Genomic DNA, 26,677 nt, shown 5'->3' with positions numbered 1-26,677 from the left:
CCAAACGGCGATACGCGATTCATAATAAATTCTAAAACTGCTATGTAATTATGTGTTAGTTGCTAAGGTAGTCTCATGAACGCGCTTACCAGAATCACCAGAGGGATCCGAACCGCCTTTAAGGATGGCAGAGTGAAAGGCCTTCTGGCCTTCACGGTCGGAATGATTCTATGGGCCTCGGTCTTTTACCACTTTGTAGAAGGTTGGAGTTGGCTCGACTCAATCTACTTTTCTGTCGTTACAATTTCGACCGTAGGTTTTGGTGATTTTTCACCTGAAACCGCAGTGGGGAAAATCTTCACAATGTTTTACATCATTGTAGGGCTGGGCGTTTTTGTGACTGCTGCGACAACCGTGGCTGATACAATCTTATCCCAAGACGACAAGAAAACAGACGAATAAACTGCACCTGGTTTCGTCCAACCGAGTTCGTGCGTAGGCATAAGATTGTCTGCGCATTTCAAACCGTGTTGCGGATTCACTTTTGTCTTCAAATCGATAGGTCATCACCCCAATCTCAAAAAAATATACATATAACGTTTTTTGAGTATAATATTCTGAAAACAAACCCAGGGGGATGGAATGGAAAAAACTCAGGACGCGAAGATTGTCGATCTAGCGATACGACTGCTGTTTCTCGGACTATTTCTCTATAGCGCATTGGTCATGGTGGCCCCGCTCGCAAGCGTGGTCATCTGGGCAACCATCCTTTGCGTGGCGCTCTATCCGGTGTTTGATTGGATGCAATCCAAATTGGGAGGGCGAAAGAAGCTTGCAGCGACGATTTTGGTTTTGTTGGGTCTTGTTCTGACCCTGGGGCCAGTCGCAACAGCGGTTTCCGGTGCTGCGGAATTAGGGTCCGATTTTGCGGAACAGGCCGACAAAGGTGAATTGAAAATCCCCCCTGCGCCAGAAGGTATCAAGGAACTACCGCTGGTCGGCGGGAAAATTGCTGATGTTTGGGGCATGTTCGAGCGGAATCTGGACGGTGCGCTTGCAAAATACGGCACCCAAATTCTTGAAATCACCAAGTCCCTTTTTGGTAAGGTTTTGGGGATCGGAATTGGGCTTCTTGGCCTTGCCCTGTCGGTATTGATAATGGGGGCTTTGTTCAGTCCCGGACCAAGTATGGTTCAGGGCCTTCAGCGCTTTGCCAACCGTGTATTTGCGCCGCGTGGTGGTGAATTCGTTACTCTGGCAGGCGCAACGATCCGAAATGTCACTAAGGGTGTAATTGGTGTCGCCGCCATTCAAGCCGTCGTCGTTTGGATATTGTTGGTGCTGTTTGGGATAGGCTCGGCCGCTACGCTGGCGTTTGTCTGCCTGATCCTCTCGATCATCCAGATTGGACCCGGTTTGGTGCTTATACCAGTGATCATCTATGCATGGAGCTCCATGTCCGGAGGTGCAGCTTTGATCTTCACCATCCTAGCCATTCCCGTGACCATAATGGACAGCTTCCTACGCCCCGTCTTCATCTCAAAAGGCCTTGAAACGCCTATGCTTGTGATCCTCATCGGGGTTCTTGGAGGCATGATGGCCTATGGCTTGATCGGCATTTTCATGGGACCCGTATTGTTTGCGGTCTTCTATGAGTTGTTCAAAGTCTGGATTGACGCACCGCCGGTTAGCGAAGACGCGGCTGAAGGAGCTGCAGAATGAGGAAGACGATCTGGTCGACATTAGCCGTCATTCTCGTTTTTCTCGTCTGGTATCTGGTCGCTGACAGAAAGACACCGTTCACAGGAAATGCCAGAGTAAAGGCCGTGGCGACCCAGATCGTTCCGCAGGTCACTGGGACGGTGACCGAGGTTCTTGTTCAAAACGGTCAGGTGGTCTCGGCAGGAGATGTTTTAGTTCGCATTGATGCCAGACCGTACGAAATTGATCGTGACAAAGCCCAAGCCGATCTCGAGGCAGCCACTCAAGAGGTGGGAGCCTCGTCAGCGGAAGTAAGCGCTGCGCAGGCGAAATTGGCGAGGGCGCAGAGTGATCTCGATACCATGCGCCTCCAAACGGAGCGCGTATTTGCGCTCGAAAAGAAAGGACTGATTGCTGTCTCAAAGGCTGATGATGCGCGAGGGCAGCTGGCGGAATCTGAGGCAAACTTTGAGAACGCAAAAGCGGATCTGGAAAAAGCAAAGCAGAGGCTCGGTGACGATGGGGTTGAAAACCCGAAAATCCAGCGCGCGTTGGCTGCTTTGGCGGATGCGGAACTGAACCTTGAATGGACTGAACTGCGTGCTCCGGCAACAGGCGTCATCTCGAACCTGCTGATAGCCCCCGGTACGTATGCCCGATCCGGGCAAGATCTGTTGACGTTTCTGGATGCAACGGACGTCTGGATCGAGGCGTATTTTACTGAGAACAACCTGGGAAGAGCGTCGATAGGGTCTCCGGTGGATGTGGTATTGGATATGCACCCTGGTAAGATTGTCCCTGGCGTCATTGAGAGCTTCAGTGCCGCTGTGTCTTTGAGTGGTGGTGATGAACCCGGGCAATTGGCAAGCGCACCAAGTACCAAGGGGTTCTTGCGAGAGCCTGAAAGGTTCCCAGTTAGGATCGTCTTACCCGGTTATGAAGCTGGAAGTGCTGAAGATGACCTTCGCTTTCAGCTGAACGGGCAAGCAGATGTGATTATGTATCTAAGTGACAATTCGTTACTGAACCTTGTAGGCCGTACCTATATCCGCGTGGTTTCAATTCTGTCCTATGCGTACTGAAGACCAGCGCTCTGTCGCACGGCTTGCTCTGGGTGTGACCGGCGTCTTCTCCTTGGGCTTGTTTCTTGGTTGGCCACTCGCAGTCGTCGGGGCGGTATTCACTGCACTGTTTCTGCAAGCGCCTGCCGCATTGCCTTTGGCGGCGTTTGGCAAGCTGTTTGTCTTCTCAATTGGATTGATGTTCATTTCGTTCCTGGTGTCCTCAATCTTCTCACCATATCCCGTTGTGTTTCTCATCCTCGTGGCGATTGGAATAATCCTGTCTTTCGTTTGGTCGGTTTCTGGTGCCGGAGTATTGCCGGGTGTCATCGCTCTTATGGGGGCGTTGATGATCCCGAACTTGGTTCTGCAATCGCAGGATTTGGCCTTGGTGCTCGTGTACTGGATACCGCTGAATTTGTTTTTTGCAGGTTTCGTATCGACACTGATGTTCGTGCTAATTCCCGCTGAACCTCCGACGGCCGCTCAGAAGAAAGCAGCAACGTCGTCAGACTTTGACCCACATCGCCGCATCGTCAGGATGTCACTTGTCACAGTTCCGTTTGCTATGGCGTTTTTTGTTTCCGGCGCATCCGCATTGCTGGTTTTGTTTTTTGTCGCGCTGCTGAGCCAGCAACTCGCGGCGATGCCTGCGGCGGGCAAAACCGTAGCGAAAGCAATGCTGACGGCTAACCTTCTTGGGGCGGCAGTCTCCATCATATGTTACGAAGTAAACGTAATAGCCCCGGTCATTCTCACTTCTATTCTGCTGTGTTTTTTCTTTTGTCTGACCCTCGGAGCACTTGGAAAATCACAAGCCCCGCTCGCCGCCGCCGCTGGCTCTGCAATTACGACCGCTTTGATCGTCTACGGTGGGTCAATTGCGCCTTTTTCCGACGAAGCTGACGTAAAGAGTATTACGCGAGTTCTGCAAGTCGCCAGCGCTGCGATCTTCGTAATTGTTGCCTATGTCGTGGTTGACGAATTCTGGCCTGAAAAGAAACGACAGCCTGCATCAGAGGCCTAAAGTGGAACCGTTAGACAATTCACTCCACAGAAGGTTTGAAGGTTTTTTTTTAAGTCGCGTATCATGACACAGAATGCAGACTTCAAGGATGCATCTAAACTCGGGAAGTTTACTTTCCGCTTTTTACGAATTGCCACCGGCCCGCTTCGCGTGCTGGCTACTCTGGACCTGAAAGTTGCCGTTCGTTCAAGATGCAGCCAAAGTTCAAAGCGAGCCCTTAGAAGACGGTCATTTTTTGACCGCAGGCATCCAATTTCGCCAGTCTCGAACGAATGATATCTATAGGGAGCGTCATCATGAAGCGGTTTTCGCGAACATTCCTACTGTTGCTTTCTCTTCTCATTGGGACTGTCGCCGCAGCTCAGGACAAGCCCAATATAGTCTTTATTTTTCTCGATAACTTTGGGTGGGGTGAGCCAGGGTTCAATGGTGGAGGAATAATTCGCGGCACCGCCACTCCGGAAATGGATGCTCTGGCCGCTGAGGGATTAAGGCTTACGAACTTCAACGTGGAAAGCCAATGCACGCCGTCCCGCGCTGCGACCATGACGGGACGGTATGGCATTCGGAGCGGAAACCATACAGTCCCACTGGGAGGCGGCGTTTACGGACTGACCCAGTGGGAAATCACGATGGCCGAGATGCTCAAGGAAGCAGGATACAACACGGCCATGTACGGCAAGTGGCACCTTGGATGGACCGAAGGGCGCTATCCAACGAATCAAGGATTCGACGAGTTTTACGGTGTTGAAACCACGGACGTTACAGTCTGGCGCACGCTTCCGGGATTTGCTGAAGCCAACATGGAAGAGCCTGTCGTGATGCAAGGTATTGCAGGCGAACCGGCGACCGTTGCGCGGGACTATGACTTGGACTACCGCGGCGAGATAGATGGCGACCTGACGAAAAAGGCCGTCGATTTCATTGAAGCTAAGAGTGCCGAAGACGCGCCATTCTTCATTTATCTTGCCTATACGCAGACCCACTATCCAAATATCGCGTCCGAGGAGTTTGATGGCGCAACTGGAAACGGCGTCTGGGCCGATATCTTACTTCAGACAGATACGTACATCGGGCGCATCGTTGATGCGATCGAGGCGGCAGGCGCATCCGACGAAACCGTGGTGATATTTACTGCAGATAACGGCCCCGAAGCTCTTCCGGTTGGAAACGCCAATGTCTCGCCGGTTCCCGCGGTGCATGGTACTGCGGGGCCTTGGCGCGGCACTCTGTTCACCAGCCTCGAAGGAAGCATGCGCGTGCCCTTTGCGATCAAGTGGCCGGGGAAGATCCCCGCTGGTTCAGAAAGCAATGACGTTGTCCACTCGATGGACCTTTTTCCAACACTGGCCGCATTCGCAGGCGGCAAAGTGCCGGACGACCGGGCTTTTGATGGCATCGACCAGTCCGAGTTCTTTCTGGGCGTCCAGCCGAGATCGAACCGAGAAGGCGTGATTGTCTACATGGGCGAGCAGATATTCGGTGTAAAATGGAAGGATTGGAAAGTTCTGTTCAAAGAGAACACAACGGCCTTTGGCGCGACGGAGTCTTTCGACACACCAAGGGTCTATAACCTTCTGAATGATCCACACGAGCGCGAAAGCGTTCTCTTCCCGCACACATGGGCGGCCGAAAAGGCGCTGCCGCAGTTGCAGGAACACCTTGCTACATTCGAGGAGTTTCCTCCGATCCCCCCAGGAACGCCGGATCCCTACGAACCATCCAATGACTGAGTGGTGGCGAAGTCCGCTCTCGGGCCACTAGCAATCTGGTTTTGAGTGTCCGGAACGTGCGACTCGCAACTTGCTGCATGAGCGACGGACGAAAGCGCGATCAACACCTGCTCAGGGCTCAAAGTCGAGCGCGGATCAGACACCGTATAGGACCCTGCCCTATAATCCGAAGTTCTTTGCTGCCGTTCTACGGTAAGAGGGAATGCTGCGATGTGGCCCGTTGAACTAGCCATTCGCTGCAAGCTCAAGGTTGAGCTACCTTCAGCGGTCGACGGAGCAAACTTTGCCGACCTTCCCACTTTGCAATTGAACGACCGCTTTCGGATTTCGAGACAACCCTTCGTCTTGGCCGTTCCAAGCGAATGGGGACGTTACCCTCGCTCTGGCAGCTTGTCATTGGCATTCGCTAGCGGGCATTCCGCGGCGCTCAGACATCCGATTCCGATGCAACCGACCCTTGGTCGATACCACACGATCCTTGGGGAGAGCGTCAAACGCACTCGCAAGTTCCACCAGCGCGGTTTTGGCTGATTTGGCGAAAGCTTTGACCATGGCCTCGAGCAGAAATCAGTTAGCCAGCATTTCCGATAGTTCACCTGCTCCTTTTTGCAGGATGTTCAGAAAGGACAGCAGGCTGGTGACGTCGTGACGTTGGGTTGGAGCATGCACTGAAAGTGTGCCTACCAATCTACCCTGTCCGTCGCGAATGGGCACAGCGATGGCCGTCATTCCGGCCATGAATTCCTCATCATCTGTCGCGTAACCGTTTTCAGCGATTCTGCAGATTTCCTCGCATAGTGCATTAGGGTTCGTCAGGGATTGTTCGGTCTGAGGTTGTAAATTTCCTGCGGAGAGAAACCCATCCAAGGTCTTCTGACGAAGGGTAGACAGGTACATTTTGCCGCTAGCTGTGCAGTGGAAGGGCACCTGAGTACCGATTGGCAATTGGATGCGCAGCGGCCATTTCGTTTCAACCCGGTCGAGGTAGATCATCCCTTCCCGGTCTGGGATGGCTAAGTTACAAGTCTCACCAACCTTTTCAGCGACGCTGCGCAAGATTGCCAATCGCGCCGTACGCAGGTGTTCGGAAGACATGGTATTGACCGAAAGCGACCGCAGCCGGCGCCCAGGACCAAATGAGCGGCCATCCAGATCTCGTTGCAGGAAACCCTCGGCCTCTGCAGTTTGCAGCAGACGGTGGATTGTAGGCTTCGCCAGTCCCAATGTCTCAATCAGGTCCGATGGTTTGACGGCGACCCCGCGCCGCGCCACCTCCTCAAGGATGAGAAGAAGGCGCAGGTTGGTCGGGATCTGAGTTTCTTTGTCTTGTGTTTCCGTCTCGGCCATCCCGCAACATTCTAGTTATTTGGCAGCAGGATCAAGGCCAGATCGGGCACAAGCGACACCAAGATCCATACCGACAGCAAAGCCACCAGATAAGGCACCGTGTATCGCAAAAGCCGGAAATAGGGTACGCCGGTCACTCCTGATGCCACATAGAGGTTCAAACCGTAGGGCGGAGTGATGAAGCCGATAGACGCGCCCACCAGGAAGATCACCGAGAAATGGATCGGATCTATCCCGACCGAAGCCGCGATCGGCGCGAGGATTGGCGCAAGGATGATCGTCACCGGCAAGCTTTCCAACACCATACCCGAGAAGAAGACGATCACCATTGAGGTGAATAGAACCGCGTGGTAGCCGCCCATTGAAGTTACAAAATTCCCAATGGTTTCTTGCGCCCCCAGCAGCGACAGGATTTGCTGCATCACCACTGAAATTGCGATAAGCGGGGCAAGGATACCTGTGATCTGGGCTGACCGGATCACAATTGAGGGGATCTCGGGGATCGTAAAGCCTTCTACCACGAACATCTCGGCGTAGCTTTTTTCGGTCGGCGGAATATCGTTCCGTGCGCCCATGATCCGATTGATCGGATAGCTGACCAACCCGGCGATCACACAGAAACCAACGGTCACACCCGCCGCTTCGGTGGGTGAGAACTTACCTGTGTAGATGCCCCACAGAACCAGCCCGATGGCGAAGAAACCCAGCCATGCGCCGAACGCGGTTTTCAGCACCCGGTTCAGTTGCAGCGGGATCAAGTGGCCCCAGCCGTTCATTCGGCAGATGATCCAGCAGGCAAACTGCATACCAAAAACCATCAACGCACCGGGCAGAATACCCGCGACGAACAGCTCCGAAATCGGCAGGTTCATCAGGAACCCATAGACAATGAAAATAATCGACGGCGGAATGATGATCCCCACCGTGCCCCCCGCCGCCGCAGTGGCCGCGCTGAACCGCTCATCATAACCGCCCTTGACCATCTCCGGGTGCAACATGGAACCAATGGTGGCGGTCGTGGCCGAGTTGGAGCCCGAGATAGCGGCAAACAACCCGCATGCCCCTAGAGAGGCCATCGCCAGCCCGCCGCGTATCCAGCCCAGACAGGCATAGGCGAAGTCGCTGAGCCTCCTCGCGATGCCGGATTTGTTGATCAGGTCTCCGGTCAAGATGAACAGCGGCATCGCCAGCAGGGCAAAACCCTTGTTGAAGACGTTCAGCAACTCGGCGCCCATATTGTCGAGCGTCAAGCCAAGGACAAACGAACAACCGATAACCCAGTAGCCGATGACCAGCAGAACCGGTACGCCCAACATGAATAGAAAAGTGACCCCAAGCGAGATCAGTGTGACCATGGTTCCATCTGTCATTAGTCTGCTCCGATCACGGCCTGCTTGATGAGCGGCTCGCCTGTTTTCCAATTGTGCAGATCATCCGCGAGGTTTTGAAACACGCGTCCAACCATCAAGAAGAAAGACAGCGGTGCAGCCAGAAGAAACCACCACTGCATGACGTTGTCGGTACCCAGTACGATCTGGAAATTTGACGCAGACAGGGCGACCAGTCGGGTTGTGGTGACAATGACGATCACCGCGAAAATAAACCACAGAACCGCATCAAGGATGAGGCAAGTGAGTTGCCCTGCCCTCGGCATCGCGGTGCGGAATTCACTGAAACTCAGATGCGTACGAAGGCGTACGTTGTAAGACGCCCCGAACCACGCCATGACCATAAATAGCAGTGGTGGAATGGTCGTTGACCATGGCTCTTGGTCGTTAAACACGAAGCGGTCGATCACACCCCAGAAGATGATCAGTGCAATGGCAAGATACGAATAAACCATCACTGATCGTTCCAGATGGCGTTCAATGAAGGGCACCTTTCGATAGATCAGCATGACCAGAAGCCCGCCAAGTGCGGAGGCAACTGCACCCAGAACCCAAGCAGCGTCAGATTCCAGAGCGGATTGAATCTCGAACGAATCCTGGCTGAGAAAGGCGCTGAAGATCGCGCCTATGTCTGCCCATAACGACATGTACCCCGTCCTCCCAGTCGGTGTGTTTTTTTGGAACCGGCCCGTTTGAGGGCCGGTTCACATCAGCTTATCAGGCTTGGCCCATCCACCAACGGCGCGGCTCGACGTTTTCCGGCAGGGTATCGGCCGGAATTTCACGCGCGATGTCGTAGATCTCCTGATACGTATCGATGCCGCCTGCCCATTTATTCAGGCGTTCACGCCACTGCGCCCAAGGCTCAGGGTTGTAGTTCGGAGCGCACATCTCTTCGGCCAGTTTGATCTGATCGTCCGGCAGGAAGGCCGGGCGGACACCGTTTTTGGCAAAGATCGTGTTGGGAAGCTGCGGCTCTGAGAAGCCAACTGTGTTCAACAACGCAGCCTCATTCGCACCTTGGATCAACGCCTGAGTGAAGTAGGAAGACTCCATCACTGCGTCCTGCAACTCGCCTCCGAGGCTGTCGAAGACCTTGGCCGACATCGAGGTATGCTCGGTGCCGCAGAAGAACTTCAGGTTTACCGACTGCGAAACCACCGGCGCCATATTTGCGTAAGCCACGGCGGAGGCCCAAGTTTCAGCCCCGTCAATCAGACCTGTTTTCAGAGCGTCCAGTGTCTCTTCCCAGGCCACCGGAACCGGGTTCAGGTTCAACAACTGCATTGCAATCCGGCCCAACTGCGTGCCGGTCACGCGGTTCTTGGTGCCGAACAGCTCTTCCAGTTTGGTTACTGTGGGTTTGTCAGCAAAGGTCGAGCCCATTTGCAGGCCGCGCAGTTCGCAATGGGTAAACAGGAACTTCAGTCCATGCCGTTTCTCCAGGGGGTCGCGGAGAATGCGCTGGCTCGCCGGGCTGTAGAAGAAATGGTACTGCGCCGCACGGCTTGGGAACATATAAGCGTAGTCCAGCACGTTCAGATAAGGCGCACCTCCAGCCGAGTTCTGGGTCGAAGCGGCGTAGATATCGACGATTCCCTGCTGGGTTTTTTCAACACAGCTAAGTTGTCCGCAGATCTGATTGTCGCCGATGAACTCGATCCGAATCTCACCATCTGTACGTTCTTCCAGATCGCGCGCGAACTCGATGGCCCCGGCACGTTCGATCAGAAGGTTGCGAGTATTGAAGCCTGAAGCGCCAAACTTAAGCGTGTGCTTGGGCTCTTTTGAGAACCGTTTTTCGTACGTGGATTCAGCTGCTTGCGCCAGGTTGGCCAAGCTCATCGCTCCACCGAACCCACCCGCTGCCAGCAGAGTCGAACTCATACCGTAACGGCCCGCCACGCGGAAGAAATCCCGCCGCGAAATACCACTTAGTTTCTTACCGATCTCCATTGCTTACCTCCCTGATCGCAATTATTGAGACGTTTTGTATCAAAAAAGGCTAGTATATTTCTTACATCTTGCATAGAGTTTTTTCGACGGCGTGAGGAGGAGGCAGTCATGGAAGTGGATTATGCGGTTGTGGGCGCCGGGTCTTCGGGCTGCGTCATTGCCAACCGGCTGAGCGCTAATCCTAACACGACCGTTGCGCTACTTGAGGCAGGTGGCCGCGATACAAACCCATGGATTCACATCCCCGTTGGCTACTTCAAAACCATGCACAACCCATCGGTCGATTGGTGTTATCGCACCGAACCTGATCCTGGTCTGAATGGTCGATCCATCGACTGGCCACGCGGCAAGGTACTGGGCGGGTCATCCTCTTTGAACGGTTTGCTCTACGTTCGTGGGCAGAAAGAGGACTATGATCGCTGGCGGCAAATGGGCAATGCGGGCTGGGGCTGGGACGATGTCCTGCCCCTTTTCAAGCGCTGCGAAGACCAGGAGCGAGGTGAAGACGAGTTCCATGGCGTTGGTGGGCCCTTGTCCGTATCCAATATGCGTATTCAACGTCCGATCTGTGACGCGTGGGTGGCCGCAGCGCAGGCGGCGGGCTATCCGTTCAACCCTGATTACAACGGCGCGGATCAAGAGGGGGTGGGGTATTTCCAACTGACCACCCGCAATGGCCGCCGGTGCAGCGCTGCCGTTGCCTACCTGAAACCCATTCGGGATCGCCAAAACCTAAACATCATTACAAACGCGCTCGTAACGCGCGTGGTTCTGGACGGCAAGAAAGCAACCGGTCTGGTGTACCGGGATCGCTCTGGAACGGAGAAAACCCTCACCGTCCGGCGTGAAATCATTCTGTCCGGCGGAGCGATAAACTCGCCACAGATCCTGATGCTTTCAGGGATCGGAGATCCGGACCACCTAAAAGAAAACGGCATCGAACCGCTGCACGCCCTACCAGGTGTCGGCAAAGGACTGCAGGACCACTTGCAGGCCCGATTAGTGTTCAAATGCAATGAACCGACACTGAATGATGAAGTCCGCAGCCTGTTCAATCAGGCGCGTATCGCCCTGAAATACGCACTGTTCCGTGCTGGTCCTATGACCATGGCCGCCAGTCTTGCCACCGGGTTCATGAAAACCCGCGAGGATGTAGAGACACCCGACATTCAATTCCACGTTCAGCCTTGGTCCGCCGACAGCCCTGGCGAGGGTGTTCATCCGTTCTCAGCCTTTACCATGTCGGTCTGCCAACTGCGCCCTGAAAGCCGGGGCGAGCTACGTTTGAACGGCCCGGATCCATCTGAATATGTCAAAATTTTACCGAACTATCTGTCCACGGAAACGGATTGCCGAACCATTGTTGACGGTGTGAACATCGCTCGCAGAATAGCTAAGCATAATCCTTTGGCCTCAAAGATTTCAGAGGAATTTCGGCCAACGGCTCAGCTGAGTTGCGACGACTATGAAGGTACGCTGGACTGGGTAAGATCAAACACCGCATCTATTTATCATCCAACCGGCACTTGCGCGATGGGAAGCACCGAAGCATCGGTCGTAGATGCAAAACTAAAAGTACACGGCATAGCCAACTTACGAGTGGCCGACTGCTCGATCATGCCGGAAATCGTCAGTGGTAACACCAACGCGCCAGCCATCATGATCGGAGAGAAGGCTAGTGATTTGATACAGGCGGATGCGTGACCCAAAAATGGAGGGAAAGGTGTTTGATCCCTCAGTTTGGCTGTTTGCTCTTCTCTCTGTAAAAGAAGAAAGACTGACGTTGTACCTCAAGTCATTTACTTCAGCGGCATTTGTTTTTTTTGGGGGGGGGTTGAGAAGGTCGAAATAACTCGAAAACGTAAATCCACGCCCAGAGTCCCGCTGTTTCAACAGTCCGCTTAATTGGCACGATCGTTGATCCGCTAGACAACTTCGCTCAGTGGTACGGTTCGGTCCTGCGGCGGGCTCGTATCGAATAACAATAACGCGGACGCAGCTTCCCTTGGACGGTGCTCCATAAATATCGGCAGTTGTTGTTCGGCGGTGTCCTCAATACTGTTTCCAAATCGAGACTCAAACTTGCGGCAGAGTCAAAAAATCTTCGGCGCACAGTCTCAGCGTTGAGATTGGTTTTCACAATCGCTTCGAATACTTCTGGAACATCGTGCTGAACCAAGGAAATTGCCTCAGATAACAAGTCAAATCTCGTCGTTGCCATGCGCGTTGGCAGCGGTCCCATTTTCAGGCGCACTTTGGCGATGAGGCGCGAGAGTCTCTGGACAACAGCTGCTTCTTAGTCATGTTCTTCTGGTATCTTCACGACAATAGTCAGAACAAGAAACTTGCGAAAAAAGCAGCCAGCCTAAACTACCACCTTCCTTGAACGGGGCAAACTGCAGTTTTCAGACCCTCAATACCTTGCATGGCACTCTGAGGCCCGAACAAGGGATGAGATGCTACGATGCCTACATGGTTCGGTAGCAACCGTATCAGATTTACGAGGAAACCAATTTACTGAGCCAACATCAACAATCAGCGCGCCGGATTTGCAAGCAACCGCGAACTCGCTGACAACGTCCTCAAATGAGGAGACAGATGCCGAAATAAGAGGCGATCAGACTGCGATACATCGCACAACGATGCCAGACGTACTCCGAGTTGCTTTGCTGCCTTGGCAAGGGCCAGGGAGGGATCATGGGCCGATATCTCGAAGTGCTGGCCGATATGAAGGGCCGCAAGTTGTCCAAACGCACCAAACCTCACAACGCCTAACGATGTGTTTTGACTTCTGCTATTGTTTTTCATTTTGCTACCTTTGTATTTTCCACCCAGCACAAGGTCGTTTGCACGTTGACCACTGTCAGGGACAGCGGAAAACCAATGCTGAATTGCCCGCAGCTATCGAAGTTGAGAATAGTAGTTCTGCGATGCAAAGAACGAAGTCAACATAACGTTAGCGATTGAGCGCGCGAGAGAACCCTGTCAACGATGTCGCTTTCTGTCGACCATTGGCTGTGGCAAATAATTCTTGAGGCATGGGCTGCTCCCCAACTTTCTCTGCATCCTGAACGAAATTCGGCTTTTGGGACTCTGAATATCCTGCTCCAATGCAAACTTCGGCATGTAGGCGGACTTTACGGTTCCATACAAATTCACCTGCTAGGTGCACTTTCAAGTCAATCAAACTTAACAACTAGACTCCACGTCCAGGAGCACAGATAATAATAGCTGTAAACTCCCACCTATCGCCGGATCGTCCTGAAGAGCGATGCACATCTATCATCTCAATTAACGACCCGTCTTTTCTAAGACGAGTTAGTGATTTCACATCAGACTATCGCCACTTCTTAGCGCAGGCCTTGGCGGTAACCTCACCTCCTTTCGTGTGGCTAAATTCATCCGCCTCCAGAACAGAAAAAATCCTTTCAAGCAACGCTGCGAAGGCATCATGGTCAGAAATGGGTATGCCCATATCCGACAGCGCACAGAACGCAGGTTCAGAGAAGTATCGGGCGACACTTTGAAAATCATGCCTATTCCAAGAGATCACATATTTGCCAAAGAGCTATTCAAATTCTTTTTGGGCTAAATCAGTTGCGACATGTATGAGCTCTTCAAGTTGCGTGGATCGGAAATTGATGAAGAATGCAACATTCGCCAAAATGGGTTCACTCCCATCATTTGGTCATCCGCCGCGTAGATCGACCGTAGCGCTAGCCGTCACAGGGAGGACGGCCCTAACCGGACATTGAACAAGTGTCATGTATTCTTCAGCGCAGCTGATTGATGCAGGCTTTAGCCCCACCGGCAAACCGCGCTCCAAAATCATCCCATGTGGTTTAAACCTGTCCTGGAAGCCATAAAACGATTGCAGGGAAAGCAACGAGCATTGCGATGGTCGCAGCGTCCGCCAGAAAGAAAGGCGTCACACCTTTGAAGACATCCTGAACGCTTAGATCATCACGTACGCCAGCAACTACAAAGCAATTCAGCCCGATAGGTGGGGTGATCAGGCAAAACTCGGCCATTTTGACAACCAGAATGCCAAACCAGATGGCACACATGGGCCCGGACATACCGAAGGTGCTCTCGGTTGCGCTAACGGCCTCACCACCATTCAACGCCATGACAGCAGGGTAAACGACCGGCAACGTCAACAGCAGCATACCTATCGCATCCATGAACATACCCAGCACTGCATAAGCCAAAAGAATACAGATCAGGATCAGCATCGGAGACATCTCAAGCGAGGTAATCCAGTCGGAGAATGCACTTGGCAACTCAGCGAAACCAAGAAAACGAACGTAAACCAATACGCCCCAGATGATCGTGAAAATCATGACGCTCAGCTTGGCGGTTTCCAAAAGCGCGTCTTTGAGTTCGGCCCAGCGCATGCCCCGATACAGCGCCATCAGGAACACCACGAATGCTCCAATTGCGCCGCCTTCGGTTGGCGTACCCCAGGCATCGCCGCCGAACGGGTTGTAGACAAAGAAAATGATGGTGACGACGACAATCATGATGGGCAGTGCGGGCGGCAACGAGAGGAAACGTTCTTTCCAAGTAAATCCGGTCACTGCGGGACCAAATCCTTTGATCACGACGGCCATGCCGATGATCAGCAAGCCATAAATCACAGCCGAGAACATGCCCGGGATGAATCCGGCCAACAGCAGTTTGCCCACGTCCTGCTCGACGATAATCGCGTAGATGACCAGAATGGCCGAAGGCGGGATGAGCGAGGCAAGTGTGCCGCCTGCAGCGACGACGCCTGCGGCAAAACGCTTGTCATAGCCGATCTTCAGCATCTCGGGGATGGCGATACGGGCGAACACAGCGGAAGTGGCGACCGAGGCCCCGGATACCGCCGCGAACCCAGCGGTTGCGAAAACAGTCGAAACCGCCAGCCCGCCGGGGACCCATGCCAGCCAACGCTTCGCGGCTTCGAACAGGGCTTTGGTGAGGCCCGCGTAGTAGGCGAGGTAGCCAATCAGGATGAACGTCGGGATAAGGCTCAACGCCTGGCTTGAAATTTTGGAGTGCGGCACCTGCCCCGCTGTTTTGACGGCCACAGTCACAGCCTTACCGAACCGCGCCGGGTCGTAACCAAACTTGGCCCAGAAGATCCAGATCAGACCAACCATGCCAGCTGTCGCGGCGGCGAAGGCCACGCGCATTCCCAACACAACAAGAACAAGCATACCGCCCGAGACGATCAGACCAATATCAATGGGTTCCATCAGATTTAACCTCAGTTGTCGTGGCCCGAGACGTGCTCGGCTTCCATCGCAGCTTGAGTGGCTGCATCGGCTATTAGCGGGACGGCGATAGGTGCCTGGTCGGGGTGCCTGATCGCGCGACCGTAGGCCCAGAGCTGTAAAGCAAGCCTTAGGCAAAGCACGCTGAAGGCAACGGGGGCCAACAGCTTTGCGGGCCACAGCGGGATACCTATGTCGATCGAGCTGTCGCGGCTCCAGAGTGGCGCACCAAAGTCAAAGCTGCGTGCGAAATGCGCCCAGCTTCCCCAGATCAACAAGATGATCAGCGCCAGAATGACAACGGTTGTAGTGAACTCAACGATATAGAGCGTCCGGCCTCTAAGCGCTCCAACGACCATGTCCATTCGTATGTGGCCACCATCACGCTGCGCATAAGAAATGCCCATGAAGGCGATCAATGGCATCGCCTGCTCGATCCAGTCCACGTAACCGGGAAGTGGCGCATTGGCGAAGTTCCGGCCACCAACGGAGACCACGGCCATGACCATCAGCGAGAACACTGCAAGACCGCTGATCAGAGCCAGAAAGCTCTCCAGTTTATAGAGGCGTTGATCGAGAATGCTGAGACGGCTGTCGTCGGACAGCACTTGGGATGACCCGGCCATCTTTGTACTCCGCTGTCAGTGGAAAAGGCACCCGACGCCAGCTTGGCCAGCGCCGGGTTGTGAGTGGATTAGCTGCCGTTTGCGATCTTGCCAGTCACAAGGTCATAGAGCTCCTGTGCTGGCAGGCCACGCTCGGTGTTTTCTGCAATCCAAGCCTCGGCCGCGGGGGCGGCAGCGGCTTCCTTGAACGCTGCGATTTCTTCATCGCTGAAAGTGACCCGTTCGATGCCGCGTTGATCCAACTCAGGGCCCCACGCCCCCATCGTTTTTGTCTGGTAGTGGCTCACGTAGTGATCCAGTGCCTCGTCCACCGACCCCAGCAGAGCGTCGCGGTGTTCGTCAGATAGATCTTCCAGCGCCAGCGTGTTCACCACGACAGGGCAGTTGACGGTGCCGGGGTTAAGGTTCGTCGTCCACCAAGTGCCGTTTTCAATAGTGCCGAAGGACATATGCGCGTGTGGCGCAAAGCTGACCGCTTTGACGATACCGCTGTCCATTGCCTGACGCACTTCGGATGCGGACATCGAGGTCGGAACGGCCCCAACCGTCTCCATCGCCTTGCCGATACCACCTGTCGCCCGTACGCTCAGACCTTCAAAATCCGACAGGGATTTTGGTGCTTCACCCACGCCGACAAGGTTGTACTGCGGCAGTGGCGAAGGCATCAGCAGAGTCGCGTCCCAACGGGCTAGATCCTCGACAACGGCCGGATGCTGATAAACGGCCATCGACAGGTCGACTTCCTGTTCAAGGGATGTCACGCCCAGAAACGGCAGTTCCAGAACAGTGATCGAGGGATTCTTGTCGCGGTGATAGCCCGCGCAGAACTGGGCCATTTCAAAAGCGCCAATCGAGATCCCATCAAGGTTTTCTTTGTTTTTCGACAAGCCACCATAGCTGATGTTGAGTGTGAACTCACCGCCCGTCTTTTCGTTCACCAGTTCGGCAAGTTTCTCGACGTGTTCAGTAAAGGCACGACGCTTGCCCCACAGGGAAACGTTCCATTCGACAGCCAGTGCTTCGGATGCAACGGTCAGCGACAGGGCAGCAATGGCTGCCCGGTTCAGATGTTTGCGCATAGTGGCTCCTCCCAGATCACGCAATTCGTTTGGGTGGAGTATTCAGGAGGCGCTGCAGCCTGACTATGAAGGAAAATGCGGGCAGAATTCAGGATACCCTGCGGGATTCCGCAGGGTGGTTTCACTTACAACAAAGCTTCTTTGTCGAGACCGAGCTTGACGATCTTTTCGTTGAGTGTCCGACGCCCAATCCCAAGCGCTTCGGCGGCGGCGTCCATGCGGCCTTTGTGCGCCTTGATGGCTTTACCGATGAGCTCGCGTTCAAACGCAGCCACCGCTTCGCGCAGTGTATCCGGGACATCGTCAATATGCTGGTCGCTTTGGATCGCCTGCGCCACCGACCCTGCTCCGCGTCGCGCCGTCAAAATACGCCGCTCGCAGACATGGCGCAGCTCACGCACATTCCCAGGCCAGTCATGTGCAAGCAAGGCAGTCAAGTCGTCCTGATCGAGTTCTGGCGCGTCTATCTCATAAACCTGCGCGTATTCGTTCAAGAAATGCGTTGCCAACAGAACCAGATCGTCCCGTCGTTGTCGTAGCGGAGGTAAGGACAGAACGACAGTATTCAATCGAAACAACAGGTCCTGACGCAGGCGGCCTTCCTCAGCTGCCAGCACAACATCTTCGTTGGTTGCCGACACGACTCTGAAGCTGACCGGCACCGGCGACACTGCGCCCACCGGAAGCACCTGCTGTTCTTCGATGACCCTTAGTAGCTTGGCCTGCGCCGCTGGTGGGCACGAGCAGATTTCATCCAAAAACAAAGTTCCGCCCGAAGCCGCCAAAAGCCTTCCATCGGATTCACCCGCGACGCCGAACATTTCCGCTTCAAATGTTTCGGAGGACAATGCTGCGCAATTCAGCGCCAGAAACGGTGCCTCCGGCGAGCGCCCCAAATCATGTAAAGCATGGGCAACAAGCTCTTTCCCGGTGCCGGTATCCCCCTGCAACAAAACCGCAACCGAAGTATCGGCAAGATCAAGTACCTCTTGTCGCAAGTCTGCAATGGCGTCTGTTTGGCCCAGCAGGATGCGGTCAAGGCCTGACAGTTTGAATAGTCTGTCTTTAAGGCGGGCATTGCTTTTCCGCATTCGGTTTTGTTCAGCCGCATGCCTCAACACCGTCAACAATCGCCTAGGCTCATATGGCTTTTCGATAAAACCATACGCCCCTTCCTGTATGGCCTGAACCGCCATCGGGATGTCGCCATGTGCCGAAATCAATACCACCGGAGGCGCCACATGCCTGTCCAGACTGGCCAGCAATTCAAGCCCCGACATACCGGGCATACGAACGTCGGACAGAATGACATCGGGCGACGCGCTAGCCAGATACTCCGTCACCTGGGCCGCGCGCGATAGGGCGTTAACAGTCCAGTCAGCAGCTTCAAGCAACTCGACAAGAGATTGTCGCATCGATTTGTCATCATCAACGACCAGAACTTTGAAGGCTTGCTGTTGGGTCATTCGTCCGTTTCTTCAGTATCTGAGGCCATCGGGAAGGTGACGCGGAAAATTGTTCCTCCACCATCGGGGTTTCGGGCCGTCATTGTGCCATCGTGATCTTTGACAATGCTGGTGGAAATCGCCAGCCCTAAGCCCATCCCTCGCCCGCTCTCTTTTGTGGTTACAAATGGCTCTTGCAACTCAGCCAGCGTTGCCTCGCCCAATCCGTGACCGTTGTCCTGAATTTCCAACACTGCCTCATCATCAGAAGCCGTGATAGAGATTTGGATTTCAGGAGCATCCGCTTCGTCCGTAGCATCTATGGCATTTCGCAAAAGATTGGTGATGACCTGTTCGACCCGCAGGGCACTGCCCCGGATAAAGACCGGAACGGTCGGCGCATCAACTGTGATTTTCACCCCACCCTGCTCGATGTTTGGCGCAACCAGAGCCAAAGCGGCATTGACCGAAGTGCATAAGTCTACGTCGTCGAACGCCTCATTCTCTGACCGTGCAAAGAACCGCAATTGGCGCGTGATCCCTTCCATCCTGTCGACCAGGCTTCCGATTTTTTGCGGTAGCTTGTCCTCACCGGGAGATGAGATCTCTGCTGCCACCAAGTGATTGCGCATCGCAGCGATGGGCTGGCCCAGCTCATGCGTGACAGACGCAGAGAGTTGCCCAAGGGCCGCCAGTCGGCTTGCGCGCTCCAACTCGCTTTGGGTGCGTTTGAGGCTCCGCTCGGCTGTCTTGCGGTCGTCGATTTCGATGGCAAGCCTTTCATTCGCCTCGCGCAGCTTTGCTTCTTCTTCTTCGGACCGCGCCAAGGCCGCGCTTACGCGTCTCGCGCGTTGTATCTGGAAGAAGATAAACGTGAGCCCCGCCAAAAGGACAAAAATTGCAGTGACAAGCCAACTGCGCGCTACGGCCTGATTGTCACTCGCAAAGTAGTGAAGCGACCAGCCATGAGGTAGATCCTTAGCTGCAAGATGCAGGCGCTTCGTCCCCGCAATTCTGGCCTGGTCTCCCGGCAACTCAACCCAATCCAACGCATCTAAGTCTCGCCCCGGAAACTGCCTGGCATCTCGAATTCGCTCTCGCTGTGGTTCCGACAATGGCGTCAACGCGCGATATTGCCAATCCGCGTTCGAAGACAGCAGAACGACGCCGTCTTCATTGGCCAAGAAAACTTGTTCACCCGAGTTTTTCCAACTGTTCTGAAGATCAGAGAAATCGATCTTAATCGCTACGACACCTGTTGGAGCTCCTCGGTCGTTCAGCACTGCGTTCGCAATGAAGTAACCCGGCAAACCCGTTGTGGCCCCGATGGCGTAGAAGCGGCCCTGTTCACCAGAAATGGCGCTTTGGAAGTACGGGCGGAAAGCGTAGTTCTGGCCGACAAAGCTCCCTTTGTCGCGGTAGTTCGATGCGGAAATCGTTATCCCGTCTTCGTCCATCAGGTAGATCGCGTCCAGACCTGCCTGTTCGGCAAAATCCTCAAGGCGTCGGTTTAATGTTCCGGTGCCATCGCCTTCGGCTGTTCCAATTACAAAGGAGTCTTGTGACAGCACATACGTAAGGTGGGAAAATCGTTCGAGTTCGCTGTTCACCGAGCTTTGGTAGAGAGAGAGCCGGCCCTGAGCTTTCGAAAGCTCCTCCGAAACGAAGTATTGGTAAGAAACCAAATAAAGTCCAATGCTGGAGGCAATGGCTACTAAAATACCTACAATATAAGAAGCTGATCGCATTGACTGCCCATGAACTGCGACAGCATAGGATCACAGTAGGTTTTAGCCGTCCATCCCAAGAGTTCTAATCGGACATTTGGATGCTCAGTCCTAACAAGAATGACCGAATGGTTTGAGGACGCGAAGCAATGGGCAAACCTGCCGAAACAAATATTTGCACTCCGCAAGCAGATTTAGGCCCAAAGCTGACGCTTGAGGTGTTCGAACTATGATAAACCATATCCGTTGAACGCGGGCATTCACCGCACTTGTAGAATAGGGTCGCTATACTCGTGGCTGCCATTTTTCCTCAATCAGAAAAATGGCAAGTCCAGGGTCGGAACCAGTTTGAGATGAAAGCTCAGAGGCCGGTAGACGGTACAAAGCTGTGCAGCTCGAAAGTTCTCTTTCCATCGGCGTTGAACTTCTGGATTGAGTCCCCGACACGTAGAACTGTCATACAGCGATAGCGCCCCTTGTCGGCTGCCATGGAAACGCAAACCTTATCCGTATCGGTGATGGCAAATGCGCCGGCACCGTTCCATCCACCGTTCGTAAGTTCTCCGCTCACGATATTGTTGGGGTCATAGAAAAAGCGAAATCTCTTCTCTCCAGAGGTGGCTGTGACAGTATTTCCGATCAAGAGCTCTGCGATCTGATCGGCATTGAGGCGCTCGGCACCGTTATCCAACGCCGCCTCAAGATCCGTTTCAGCCAATGCAGTGCTCCCCGCCAGAGCGACCGAAGCCGCGATGCAAAGTTTTTTCAGTTGGGCCATATCCAATCTCCTTATTATTTTGAGTAATGCTACGGAACACTAACCCCCGGAAACGTTACGCCGGGCGAACGCGCCGGGCTTGATCGGAATCTGATTTTTTCTGACATTCATCTGACAATCCGCAAACTTCGTTGAGCCAAGGACATGGCGGAGTGTAGGTTTGAGTATGTACCGTTTCTTAGAGTTCCAACTTGATCCGACACAGGGATTGAACCGCAGTGGCCAACCGGTTGCTTTGGAACCTCAGGCCCTGCAATTGCTGGAATTTCTCGTCAGGAACCGAGACAGGATTGTTGGCAAGCAAGAGATCATTGATGAGATTTGGGGCGGCGCTGCGATCACGGATGCCGCGTTGAACACGCGCATTCGATCCGTGCGCAAAGCCTTGGGCGATACTGCGGCAAGCTCAGACTACATCAAGACCTTTCCAAAGCGCGGGTTCCAATTTGTGGCCCCGGTTGCATCGGATGAGCCGCCGGAGCGCACTACCCACGCGCCCAAACGCGGCGTTCTTGTTGCGGGCGTTCTGTTGGCTTTGGCAATCGCTATGCTGTCGCTCTCCATATTTGCTGACCGGCAGCGATTGCCGGACACCGGGAAACCCTCTTTGGCCGTTGTGCAGTTTGACAATATCGGGGACGAAAGAACGGGTCAGTATTTCGTCGATGGTCTCACCGACGACCTGATCGCGCATCTGTCGCGGAACCGGGAACTCTTCGTTGTGTCCAGCGCGACGATGTTCTCGTACGCGAAGGATAAGGCAACCCCGATCGAAATCGCACGCGACCTTGGGGTTGGCTATGTTGTCCGCGGCAGTGTCCGCCGCGCCGATGGTCAGATGCGCATTAGCGGAGAGCTTATTGATGTCGACAGCGCCGAAACCATCTGGGCCGAGGTTTTTGATCGTCAGGTAACGGATGTCTTTGACGTTCAGGACGAGATCAGCCGGGCCATCACGGGTCAGTTATTGCCTGAGATATACCAGTCCGGCGAAGCACGGTCGCAGGAAAAACCGACCGAGGACATGGGTGCATGGGATCTGTATTTGCGCGGTCGGGCGCAGCAGGCCGTGTTTTCGCAAGAGGCACAGCAGGACGCGGTGACGTTTGCGCAGTCCGCTATCGCTGCGGATCCGGAATTCGCAGCAGCGCACAGCCTGTTAGCCCGCGCGCTGGGAACGATATTCTTCTTTCAGTGGTCAGATACGCCTCAGGACACGTTGATTGCCGCGACTGAGGCGGCCAAACGGTCAATTGAACTGGACGATCAGGACGCGCAGGCACATGCGGCTCTTGGTTATATTTACCGATTTACCGGAGAGGCCGATCCAGCCATCGCAAATCTCGAGCGCGCTGTCGCGCTCAATCCCAATGATGCGCGTATACGGCTGGAATTGGCGCATACTTATGACTGGTTCCGCATGCAGGACCACGCCCTGCCCGAGATAGAGATGGCAATCCGGCTAAGTCCACGCGATCCGATGCTGCAAAACATGTACTTCTACCAAGGGCACATCCTGTTTCATCTGGAGCGCTACGAAGAAGCGCTTGACGCAGCCCGGCAGTTGGGCGCGGTGGCAACAAGCAATACTTGGCGGCTGTTTCACCACCTGTTGAGCGCGGCCACTCTTGCCGAGATGGGCAGACAAGACGAAGCCCAAGAGGCCGTTAACAATGCGCTTGAGATCAACCCCAAGCTGTCAATCTCAGCGATGCGCAGGCAATTCGCAGGATCAAAAAACCACCCCGAAAACCGACGGATCTGGTTGGCAAGTTTGCAAAAGGCGGGCGTGCCCGAATAAAAATCGGCGCCAGACTTGGCACTACTCTGTGCCGTACCGCGCTCCGTCGGTCAGCCTGCACTATCCTGAAGCGGGGCAAACCGCCCCTCGGGCATGTCCACAGCTCTGTAGGCTTCGACGAAAGGCAGGATGTGTTCATCCGGGCGCGCAAAGCGCCGATACATCCAGACAATGTCAGCAATTTTTATCCCCGGACGAGTTTTGTTCAGCCTCTCCCGCGCGGCAATGGCGGCGTCGCGCGGACCCAGTTCAGCCAGAATTGCGACTTCGATTGAGACCGACCACCAAATGTCCGGCTGTGCCCCTTTGCGATAAGTGCTCAGCGCTGTTTCATAATCCCCGTTCAGGAAATGATACTCGGCCAGCGCCTGATACCAGTTTGGGTCTGCTGCATTTGGGTCTAGCGCGATTGCATTTTCGACGAGCGCAGCCCCCAAATCCAGACGCCCGGACCAAATGAACTCATAGCCGATCTGCCCTTGCAGATACCGATCTGTCCCCAATGTCAGCGCCGTTTCAGCGGACGAGAAGAACCCGTCAAGATCACGTTGAATCTGGAGCACAAGCGCCAGAAGGAAGTGAGCACGCGCAGAATACGGGTTCAGTGAAACCGCGTTCCGCGCCGCCTCTTCCGCGCGTCGGATTTTCTCATCTTGGGTCCCTGGATACAGCCCGGTAAAAAGCTTCACATCCGTTAGCAGGGCCTCGGCCAATTGCGCCCACCCGCGCCAATACTCGGGTTCGTCTTCTACAACCCGCAGGATACAGCCGCGGACGCGCTCTTGAATATCTCGTCGGTTTAGAAAACCAACGCGCAGCAGGGAACATTCATAAGACGAGAGATGTTCCGGAGGTTTCGCGCGCGCATGACCTGCGTGAATGCGCTTGATAGCCCCGCCCGCGTCACCCACAGCCGAGGCTACTTTTTCGGTAATGTTCAGCTGAACGTCCAGAATATTTGAAGTCGTGAGGCTTTCGTCATACGCCCCCGACCAGACCTGAAGGCCTGACGTTGTGTCTATCAGTCGCGCTGTCACGCGCATCCGATCTGCAACCTGGCGGACAGAACCTTCCAGCGCATAGTCCGCGCCGAATTTCTGACGGATACTGAGCGGGTCACTTTCGTCCGGCCCAACGGAATGGGTGGATTGGCGAGATAGGACGTTGAGGTCCTGGTAGTTCCCCAGTTCGACAATGATGTCTTCGCCAATGCCAACAGCCAATAAATCGCGGGTGTCCGTATTGCTAAGGTTTTGAAATGGCAGAACCGCAACAGTCGGCCCTGTTGGCTCTGTCAACAGAGCAGAGTCATCAAAGGTCATGGCATCAAGCGGGTCGTGACCAAAGCCGATCCACCACGTTAATAAGCTTACAACGCTCAGACCAACCAACACCGCTGCACCAGTCATAAATGGAAGCTTGTTTGATCGCCGTTTGATGGGGGCGCTCTATCAGACATAACTCGGAAAACACGAATCGGTTCAGCGATGTTCTTTAGGTTTTTCAGACCGAGATCCTCAAATCCGGCATCCACCTTGCCCATTGCCTGCTGCGCGACACTCTCAGAAATCGCGACACCGCCTGGATCAGCCAGACCTTCAATGCGAGAGGCAACATTCACCCCGTCACCATAGAGTTCCCCATCAGCGATCATGACATCACCGAGGTTTATCCCGATCCGAAGTTGCAATCGTGACCCGTTGGCGAGGGTCGGAGCAGCCTCAGCCATTGCCTGCTGGATCTCGACGCCACAGTTTACGGCATCGACAACCGAAGCAAACTCGACAAGGGCACCATCCCCCATCACCTTGACGAGCCGCCCGTGACGTCTTGCGATTGCGGGATCAAAAACCTCTGAACGCAGAGTTTTGAGAGCGGACAATACCCCTGCCTCGTCGCTGCTCATCAACGACGAATACCCAACGACATCGGCAGCCATGATCGCGGCGAGACGGCGCTGCATGGAACCCTCCTGCTAGTAGTCTAACGGATGTCAGTGAATCTCTACAGTGCATGCCCTTCAGGCAATCCAACTAATTTGGCGGGAAGGGAACAGGCTAACTGTCAGCTTCGCCTTGACAGCTCCAACTATTTGCACCCGCAGCGAAAGTCAGTTTTCCGCCTAGGTGCCGCTGTCTAAGCCACTAGGCCTCATGTGCCGCGGTGGTTCGTGGAAATGAACAAATCAGCTAGCTAGGCCGATAACCCACTATCAATTCCGCTGAATTTGGTGAAAGTTGCGTTCTTACCCGACAAAAGTTGGCCTTCTACCCGGATAAGTTGCGATTCATACCGGACGACACATTCTGGAAAAGGTGGCTGGGGTGGTAGGATTCGAACCTACGATACACGGTACCAAAAACCGCTGCCTTACCACTTGGCTACACCCCATCGGTGAGCGGCTGTCTACGATTGTTGCTGGCAGGGTTCAAGAGGATTCAGGTAAAAAAGTGGGCCGTCTGGAAAAAATTTTGGTCGCCCTTGCTGCTGCGTCCGCGGTGGGGTTCCTTTGACCTGTTTTCGACACCGATATCGCCAAGCGCCAGTCTCGGGATAGACAAACAAGGGCACTAAGATCCCTCGGAACTTAGGTCCTGTGAGTTCGAATTCAGGCCTGGCACTGTCACCTTTGCTGACCTCGGTGCCCGGACGGCTTACGTTGAATTTGGGAGCCCATGGCGGAACGGATACTGCGAAAGCTTCAATGGCCGTGTCAGGGACGAGCTACTCAACGGCGAAATCTTTACAACCTGCGCAAAGCACAAATCCTGATCGAACAATGGAGGAGACACTACAACACAAAACGCCCCCAAAGTGAATTTGGGCTATCGTCCGCTAGCGCCCGAAACCATCGTAGCGATGAATCACAGGCCGATGATGCACTATCAATCAACTTGGACCAGTCAGATTAGGCTGCACACTAAACAATGGGCCGCTCAGGATCGCCTCAAGGGTGATGCGACGTCAGACCCGGCTGGGTTGCGGATCTCCATTCGTGAACCGAATGTTAACGGCCTGTTTTCTGCGTGTTCAACCGTGTTCTTTAATACTCCTGTATGAATCCTTGCCTGAAAAGTCTGATGGCCGAGATACGCAATGAAATTCGGGGGGTAAATGGATGTTGGACCTTGCTTTGACCTTTTCAGCTACTTCAGTTTGGGTTGCCGTTGGTTTCTTGTCAGGGTTTTCTTTTTTATTGACTTGAAGGAACCGTTTGGCAGATGCACGAGCCCTCAACCCCTTACACCGCTGCAATGAACGCATTTCAGTTAGAAAGCGAAGACGCCGACGGCTACGCGGCGATGTGGGCCGCTTGTCAACTCATGGCTTTGCTTGAAGATAGGCCGGAACTAATGAAGGAATTTGCGGACTTGTGGGCGAAAAAGTGGAAACTCAATACACATTCGCACTTTGACGCAGACCCCATGTAGCACCTTTTGCAGCGCGAAATCTGAGTTTTGGAGTCTGACTAGTACGGGGAAAATACCGGCCCGTCCAGCAAGGTCCTGTCCCACTCAATAAAGTGGATTTACAGCGGCCATTTGCTCCACCACGTCACGAATAGGGAAAGCCCACAATAGTCGCAAAGGCTCCCAATATGCCCGTCAGCCAAGCGAATGGGGTTCGGACACCGCGATCGCCTTAGGATCTGCAGAGAATAATTAAGATCAGTATTGTAGCACTTGATAAGAAGCGCATTCGAGGCAACGAACTCGAAATGATGGAAGCATTCGTTGAGAGTGGCAGCTTTGGATGAAGAAAAGACAATCGACTAAGTAGCGAACGCTTCGACGCTCAACCTAAAGC

General features: G+C 54.1%; 20 protein-coding genes, 1 tRNA gene and 1 pseudogene. 9 read left to right on the top strand and 13 right to left on the bottom strand.

Going from position 1 to position 26,677, the window contains the following annotated elements; genetic code table 11:
• Nucleotides 1-132 precede the first annotated feature (132 nt).
• From ACR0B5_RS00155 to ACR0B5_RS00135, 5 genes are all read left to right on the top strand, one after another.
• A complete protein-coding gene (locus ACR0B5_RS00155) occupies nt 133-402 on the top strand; it encodes a potassium channel family protein (RefSeq protein WP_475220604.1) in 270 nt (89 codons plus the stop codon).
• A gap of 180 nt (nt 403-582) precedes the next feature.
• Complete coding sequence (locus ACR0B5_RS00150) at nt 583-1,662, top strand: AI-2E family transporter (RefSeq protein ID WP_480537579.1); 1,080 nt, start codon at nt 583-585, stop codon at nt 1,660-1,662.
• The gene (locus ACR0B5_RS00145) at nt 1,659-2,723 is read left to right on the top strand and encodes an HlyD family secretion protein (RefSeq protein WP_480537577.1); all 1,065 of its coding nucleotides are present in this window, start codon (nt 1,659-1,661) and stop codon (nt 2,721-2,723) included. Before ACR0B5_RS00150 ends, ACR0B5_RS00145 begins: the two co-directional genes overlap by 4 nt.
• Complete coding sequence (locus tag ACR0B5_RS00140; RefSeq protein ID WP_480537575.1) at nt 2,713-3,729, top strand: DUF2955 domain-containing protein; 1,017 nt, start codon at nt 2,713-2,715, stop codon at nt 3,727-3,729. The genes ACR0B5_RS00145 and ACR0B5_RS00140 overlap by 11 nt, the downstream gene beginning before the upstream one ends.
• A gap of 296 nt (nt 3,730-4,025) precedes the next feature.
• Nucleotides 4,026-5,462, top strand: coding sequence for an arylsulfatase (locus ACR0B5_RS00135; RefSeq protein ID WP_480537574.1), 1,437 nt, complete (start codon nt 4,026-4,028; stop codon nt 5,460-5,462).
• 567 nt (nt 5,463-6,029) lie between these two features.
• On the opposite strand, the gene ACR0B5_RS00130 is transcribed toward ACR0B5_RS00135, so the two are convergent.
• From ACR0B5_RS00130 to ACR0B5_RS00115, 4 genes are all read right to left on the bottom strand, one after another.
• The gene (locus ACR0B5_RS00130) at nt 6,030-6,809 is read right to left on the bottom strand and encodes an IclR family transcriptional regulator (protein ID WP_480537572.1); all 780 of its coding nucleotides are present in this window, start codon (nt 6,807-6,809) and stop codon (nt 6,030-6,032) included.
• 11 nt (nt 6,810-6,820) lie between these two features.
• On the bottom strand, nt 6,821-8,179 hold the full coding sequence (locus ACR0B5_RS00125; protein ID WP_170380872.1) for a TRAP transporter large permease: 1,359 nt from the start codon (nt 8,177-8,179) through the stop codon (nt 6,821-6,823).
• Nucleotides 8,179-8,844, bottom strand: a complete 666-nt coding sequence (locus ACR0B5_RS00120; protein WP_170555588.1) for a TRAP transporter small permease — start codon at nt 8,842-8,844, stop codon at nt 8,179-8,181. Before ACR0B5_RS00120 ends, ACR0B5_RS00125 begins: the two co-directional genes overlap by 1 nt.
• A gap of 70 nt (nt 8,845-8,914) precedes the next feature.
• Nucleotides 8,915-10,153 (bottom strand): TRAP transporter substrate-binding protein, encoded by a 1,239-nt coding sequence (locus ACR0B5_RS00115; protein WP_480537569.1) that lies wholly within the window; start codon nt 10,151-10,153, stop codon nt 8,915-8,917.
• 108 nt (nt 10,154-10,261) lie between these two features.
• On the opposite strand from ACR0B5_RS00115, the gene ACR0B5_RS00110 reads away from it, so the two are divergent.
• Complete coding sequence (locus ACR0B5_RS00110; RefSeq protein ID WP_480537567.1) at nt 10,262-11,857, top strand: GMC family oxidoreductase; 1,596 nt, start codon at nt 10,262-10,264, stop codon at nt 11,855-11,857.
• 2,138 nt (nt 11,858-13,995) lie between these two features.
• On the opposite strand, the gene ACR0B5_RS00105 is transcribed toward ACR0B5_RS00110, so the two are convergent.
• From ACR0B5_RS00105 to ACR0B5_RS00080, 6 genes are all read right to left on the bottom strand, one after another.
• A complete protein-coding gene (locus ACR0B5_RS00105) occupies nt 13,996-15,396 on the bottom strand; it encodes a TRAP transporter large permease (protein WP_480537565.1) in 1,401 nt (466 codons plus the stop codon).
• 11 nt (nt 15,397-15,407) lie between these two features.
• Nucleotides 15,408-16,040 carry a TRAP transporter small permease subunit gene (locus tag ACR0B5_RS00100; RefSeq protein WP_480537563.1) on the bottom strand — a complete coding sequence of 211 codons (633 nt, stop codon included), beginning with the start codon at nt 16,038-16,040 and terminating at the stop codon, nt 15,408-15,410.
• Nucleotides 16,041-16,108: 68 nt separating this feature from the next.
• Complete coding sequence (dctP, locus tag ACR0B5_RS00095; protein ID WP_480537562.1) at nt 16,109-17,119, bottom strand: TRAP transporter substrate-binding protein DctP; 1,011 nt, start codon at nt 17,117-17,119, stop codon at nt 16,109-16,111.
• 125 nt (nt 17,120-17,244) lie between these two features.
• Nucleotides 17,245-18,585, bottom strand: a complete 1,341-nt coding sequence (locus ACR0B5_RS00090; RefSeq protein ID WP_480537560.1) for a sigma-54-dependent transcriptional regulator — start codon at nt 18,583-18,585, stop codon at nt 17,245-17,247.
• Nucleotides 18,582-20,312 carry a sensor histidine kinase gene (locus ACR0B5_RS00085; RefSeq protein ID WP_480537558.1) on the bottom strand — a complete coding sequence of 577 codons (1,731 nt, stop codon included), beginning with the start codon at nt 20,310-20,312 and terminating at the stop codon, nt 18,582-18,584. The genes ACR0B5_RS00090 and ACR0B5_RS00085 overlap by 4 nt, the downstream gene beginning before the upstream one ends.
• Before the next feature lie 340 nt (nt 20,313-20,652).
• Complete coding sequence (locus ACR0B5_RS00080) at nt 20,653-21,069, bottom strand: hypothetical protein (protein WP_480537556.1); 417 nt, start codon at nt 21,067-21,069, stop codon at nt 20,653-20,655.
• A gap of 166 nt (nt 21,070-21,235) precedes the next feature.
• On the opposite strand from ACR0B5_RS00080, the gene ACR0B5_RS00075 reads away from it, so the two are divergent.
• The gene (locus ACR0B5_RS00075) at nt 21,236-22,870 is read left to right on the top strand and encodes a winged helix-turn-helix domain-containing tetratricopeptide repeat protein (RefSeq protein ID WP_480537554.1); all 1,635 of its coding nucleotides are present in this window, start codon (nt 21,236-21,238) and stop codon (nt 22,868-22,870) included.
• A 50-nt stretch (nt 22,871-22,920) separates the two neighbouring features.
• Here the strand turns inward: ACR0B5_RS00075 and ACR0B5_RS00070 are convergent, their stop codons facing one another.
• From ACR0B5_RS00070 to ACR0B5_RS00060, 3 genes are all read right to left on the bottom strand, one after another.
• On the bottom strand, nt 22,921-24,192 hold the full coding sequence (locus tag ACR0B5_RS00070; RefSeq protein ID WP_480537552.1) for a tetratricopeptide repeat protein: 1,272 nt from the start codon (nt 24,190-24,192) through the stop codon (nt 22,921-22,923).
• 83 nt (nt 24,193-24,275) lie between these two features.
• Entirely contained in the window at nt 24,276-24,833 is a 558-nt protein-coding gene (locus ACR0B5_RS00065; protein ID WP_480537551.1) for an adenylate/guanylate cyclase domain-containing protein, read from the bottom strand.
• Nucleotides 24,834-25,186: 353 nt separating this feature from the next.
• Nucleotides 25,187-25,261 (bottom strand) — tRNA-Gln (locus ACR0B5_RS00060).
• A gap of 309 nt (nt 25,262-25,570) precedes the next feature.
• Here ACR0B5_RS00060 and ACR0B5_RS00055 point away from each other — a divergent pair.
• Both ACR0B5_RS00055 and ACR0B5_RS00050 read left to right on the top strand, forming a co-directional pair.
• Nucleotides 25,571-25,642 (top strand): annotated as a pseudogene (locus ACR0B5_RS00055) (hypothetical protein); the annotation flags it as partial.
• Between the two features lie 482 nt (nt 25,643-26,124).
• Nucleotides 26,125-26,301, top strand: coding sequence for a hypothetical protein (locus ACR0B5_RS00050; RefSeq protein ID WP_480537549.1), 177 nt, complete (start codon nt 26,125-26,127; stop codon nt 26,299-26,301).
• Nucleotides 26,302-26,677: the final 376 nt, after the last annotated feature.

The sequence above is a fragment of the Ruegeria sp. AG1 genome (assembly GCF_056541705.1).
This window is presented reverse-complemented; position numbering and strand designations above follow the sequence as displayed.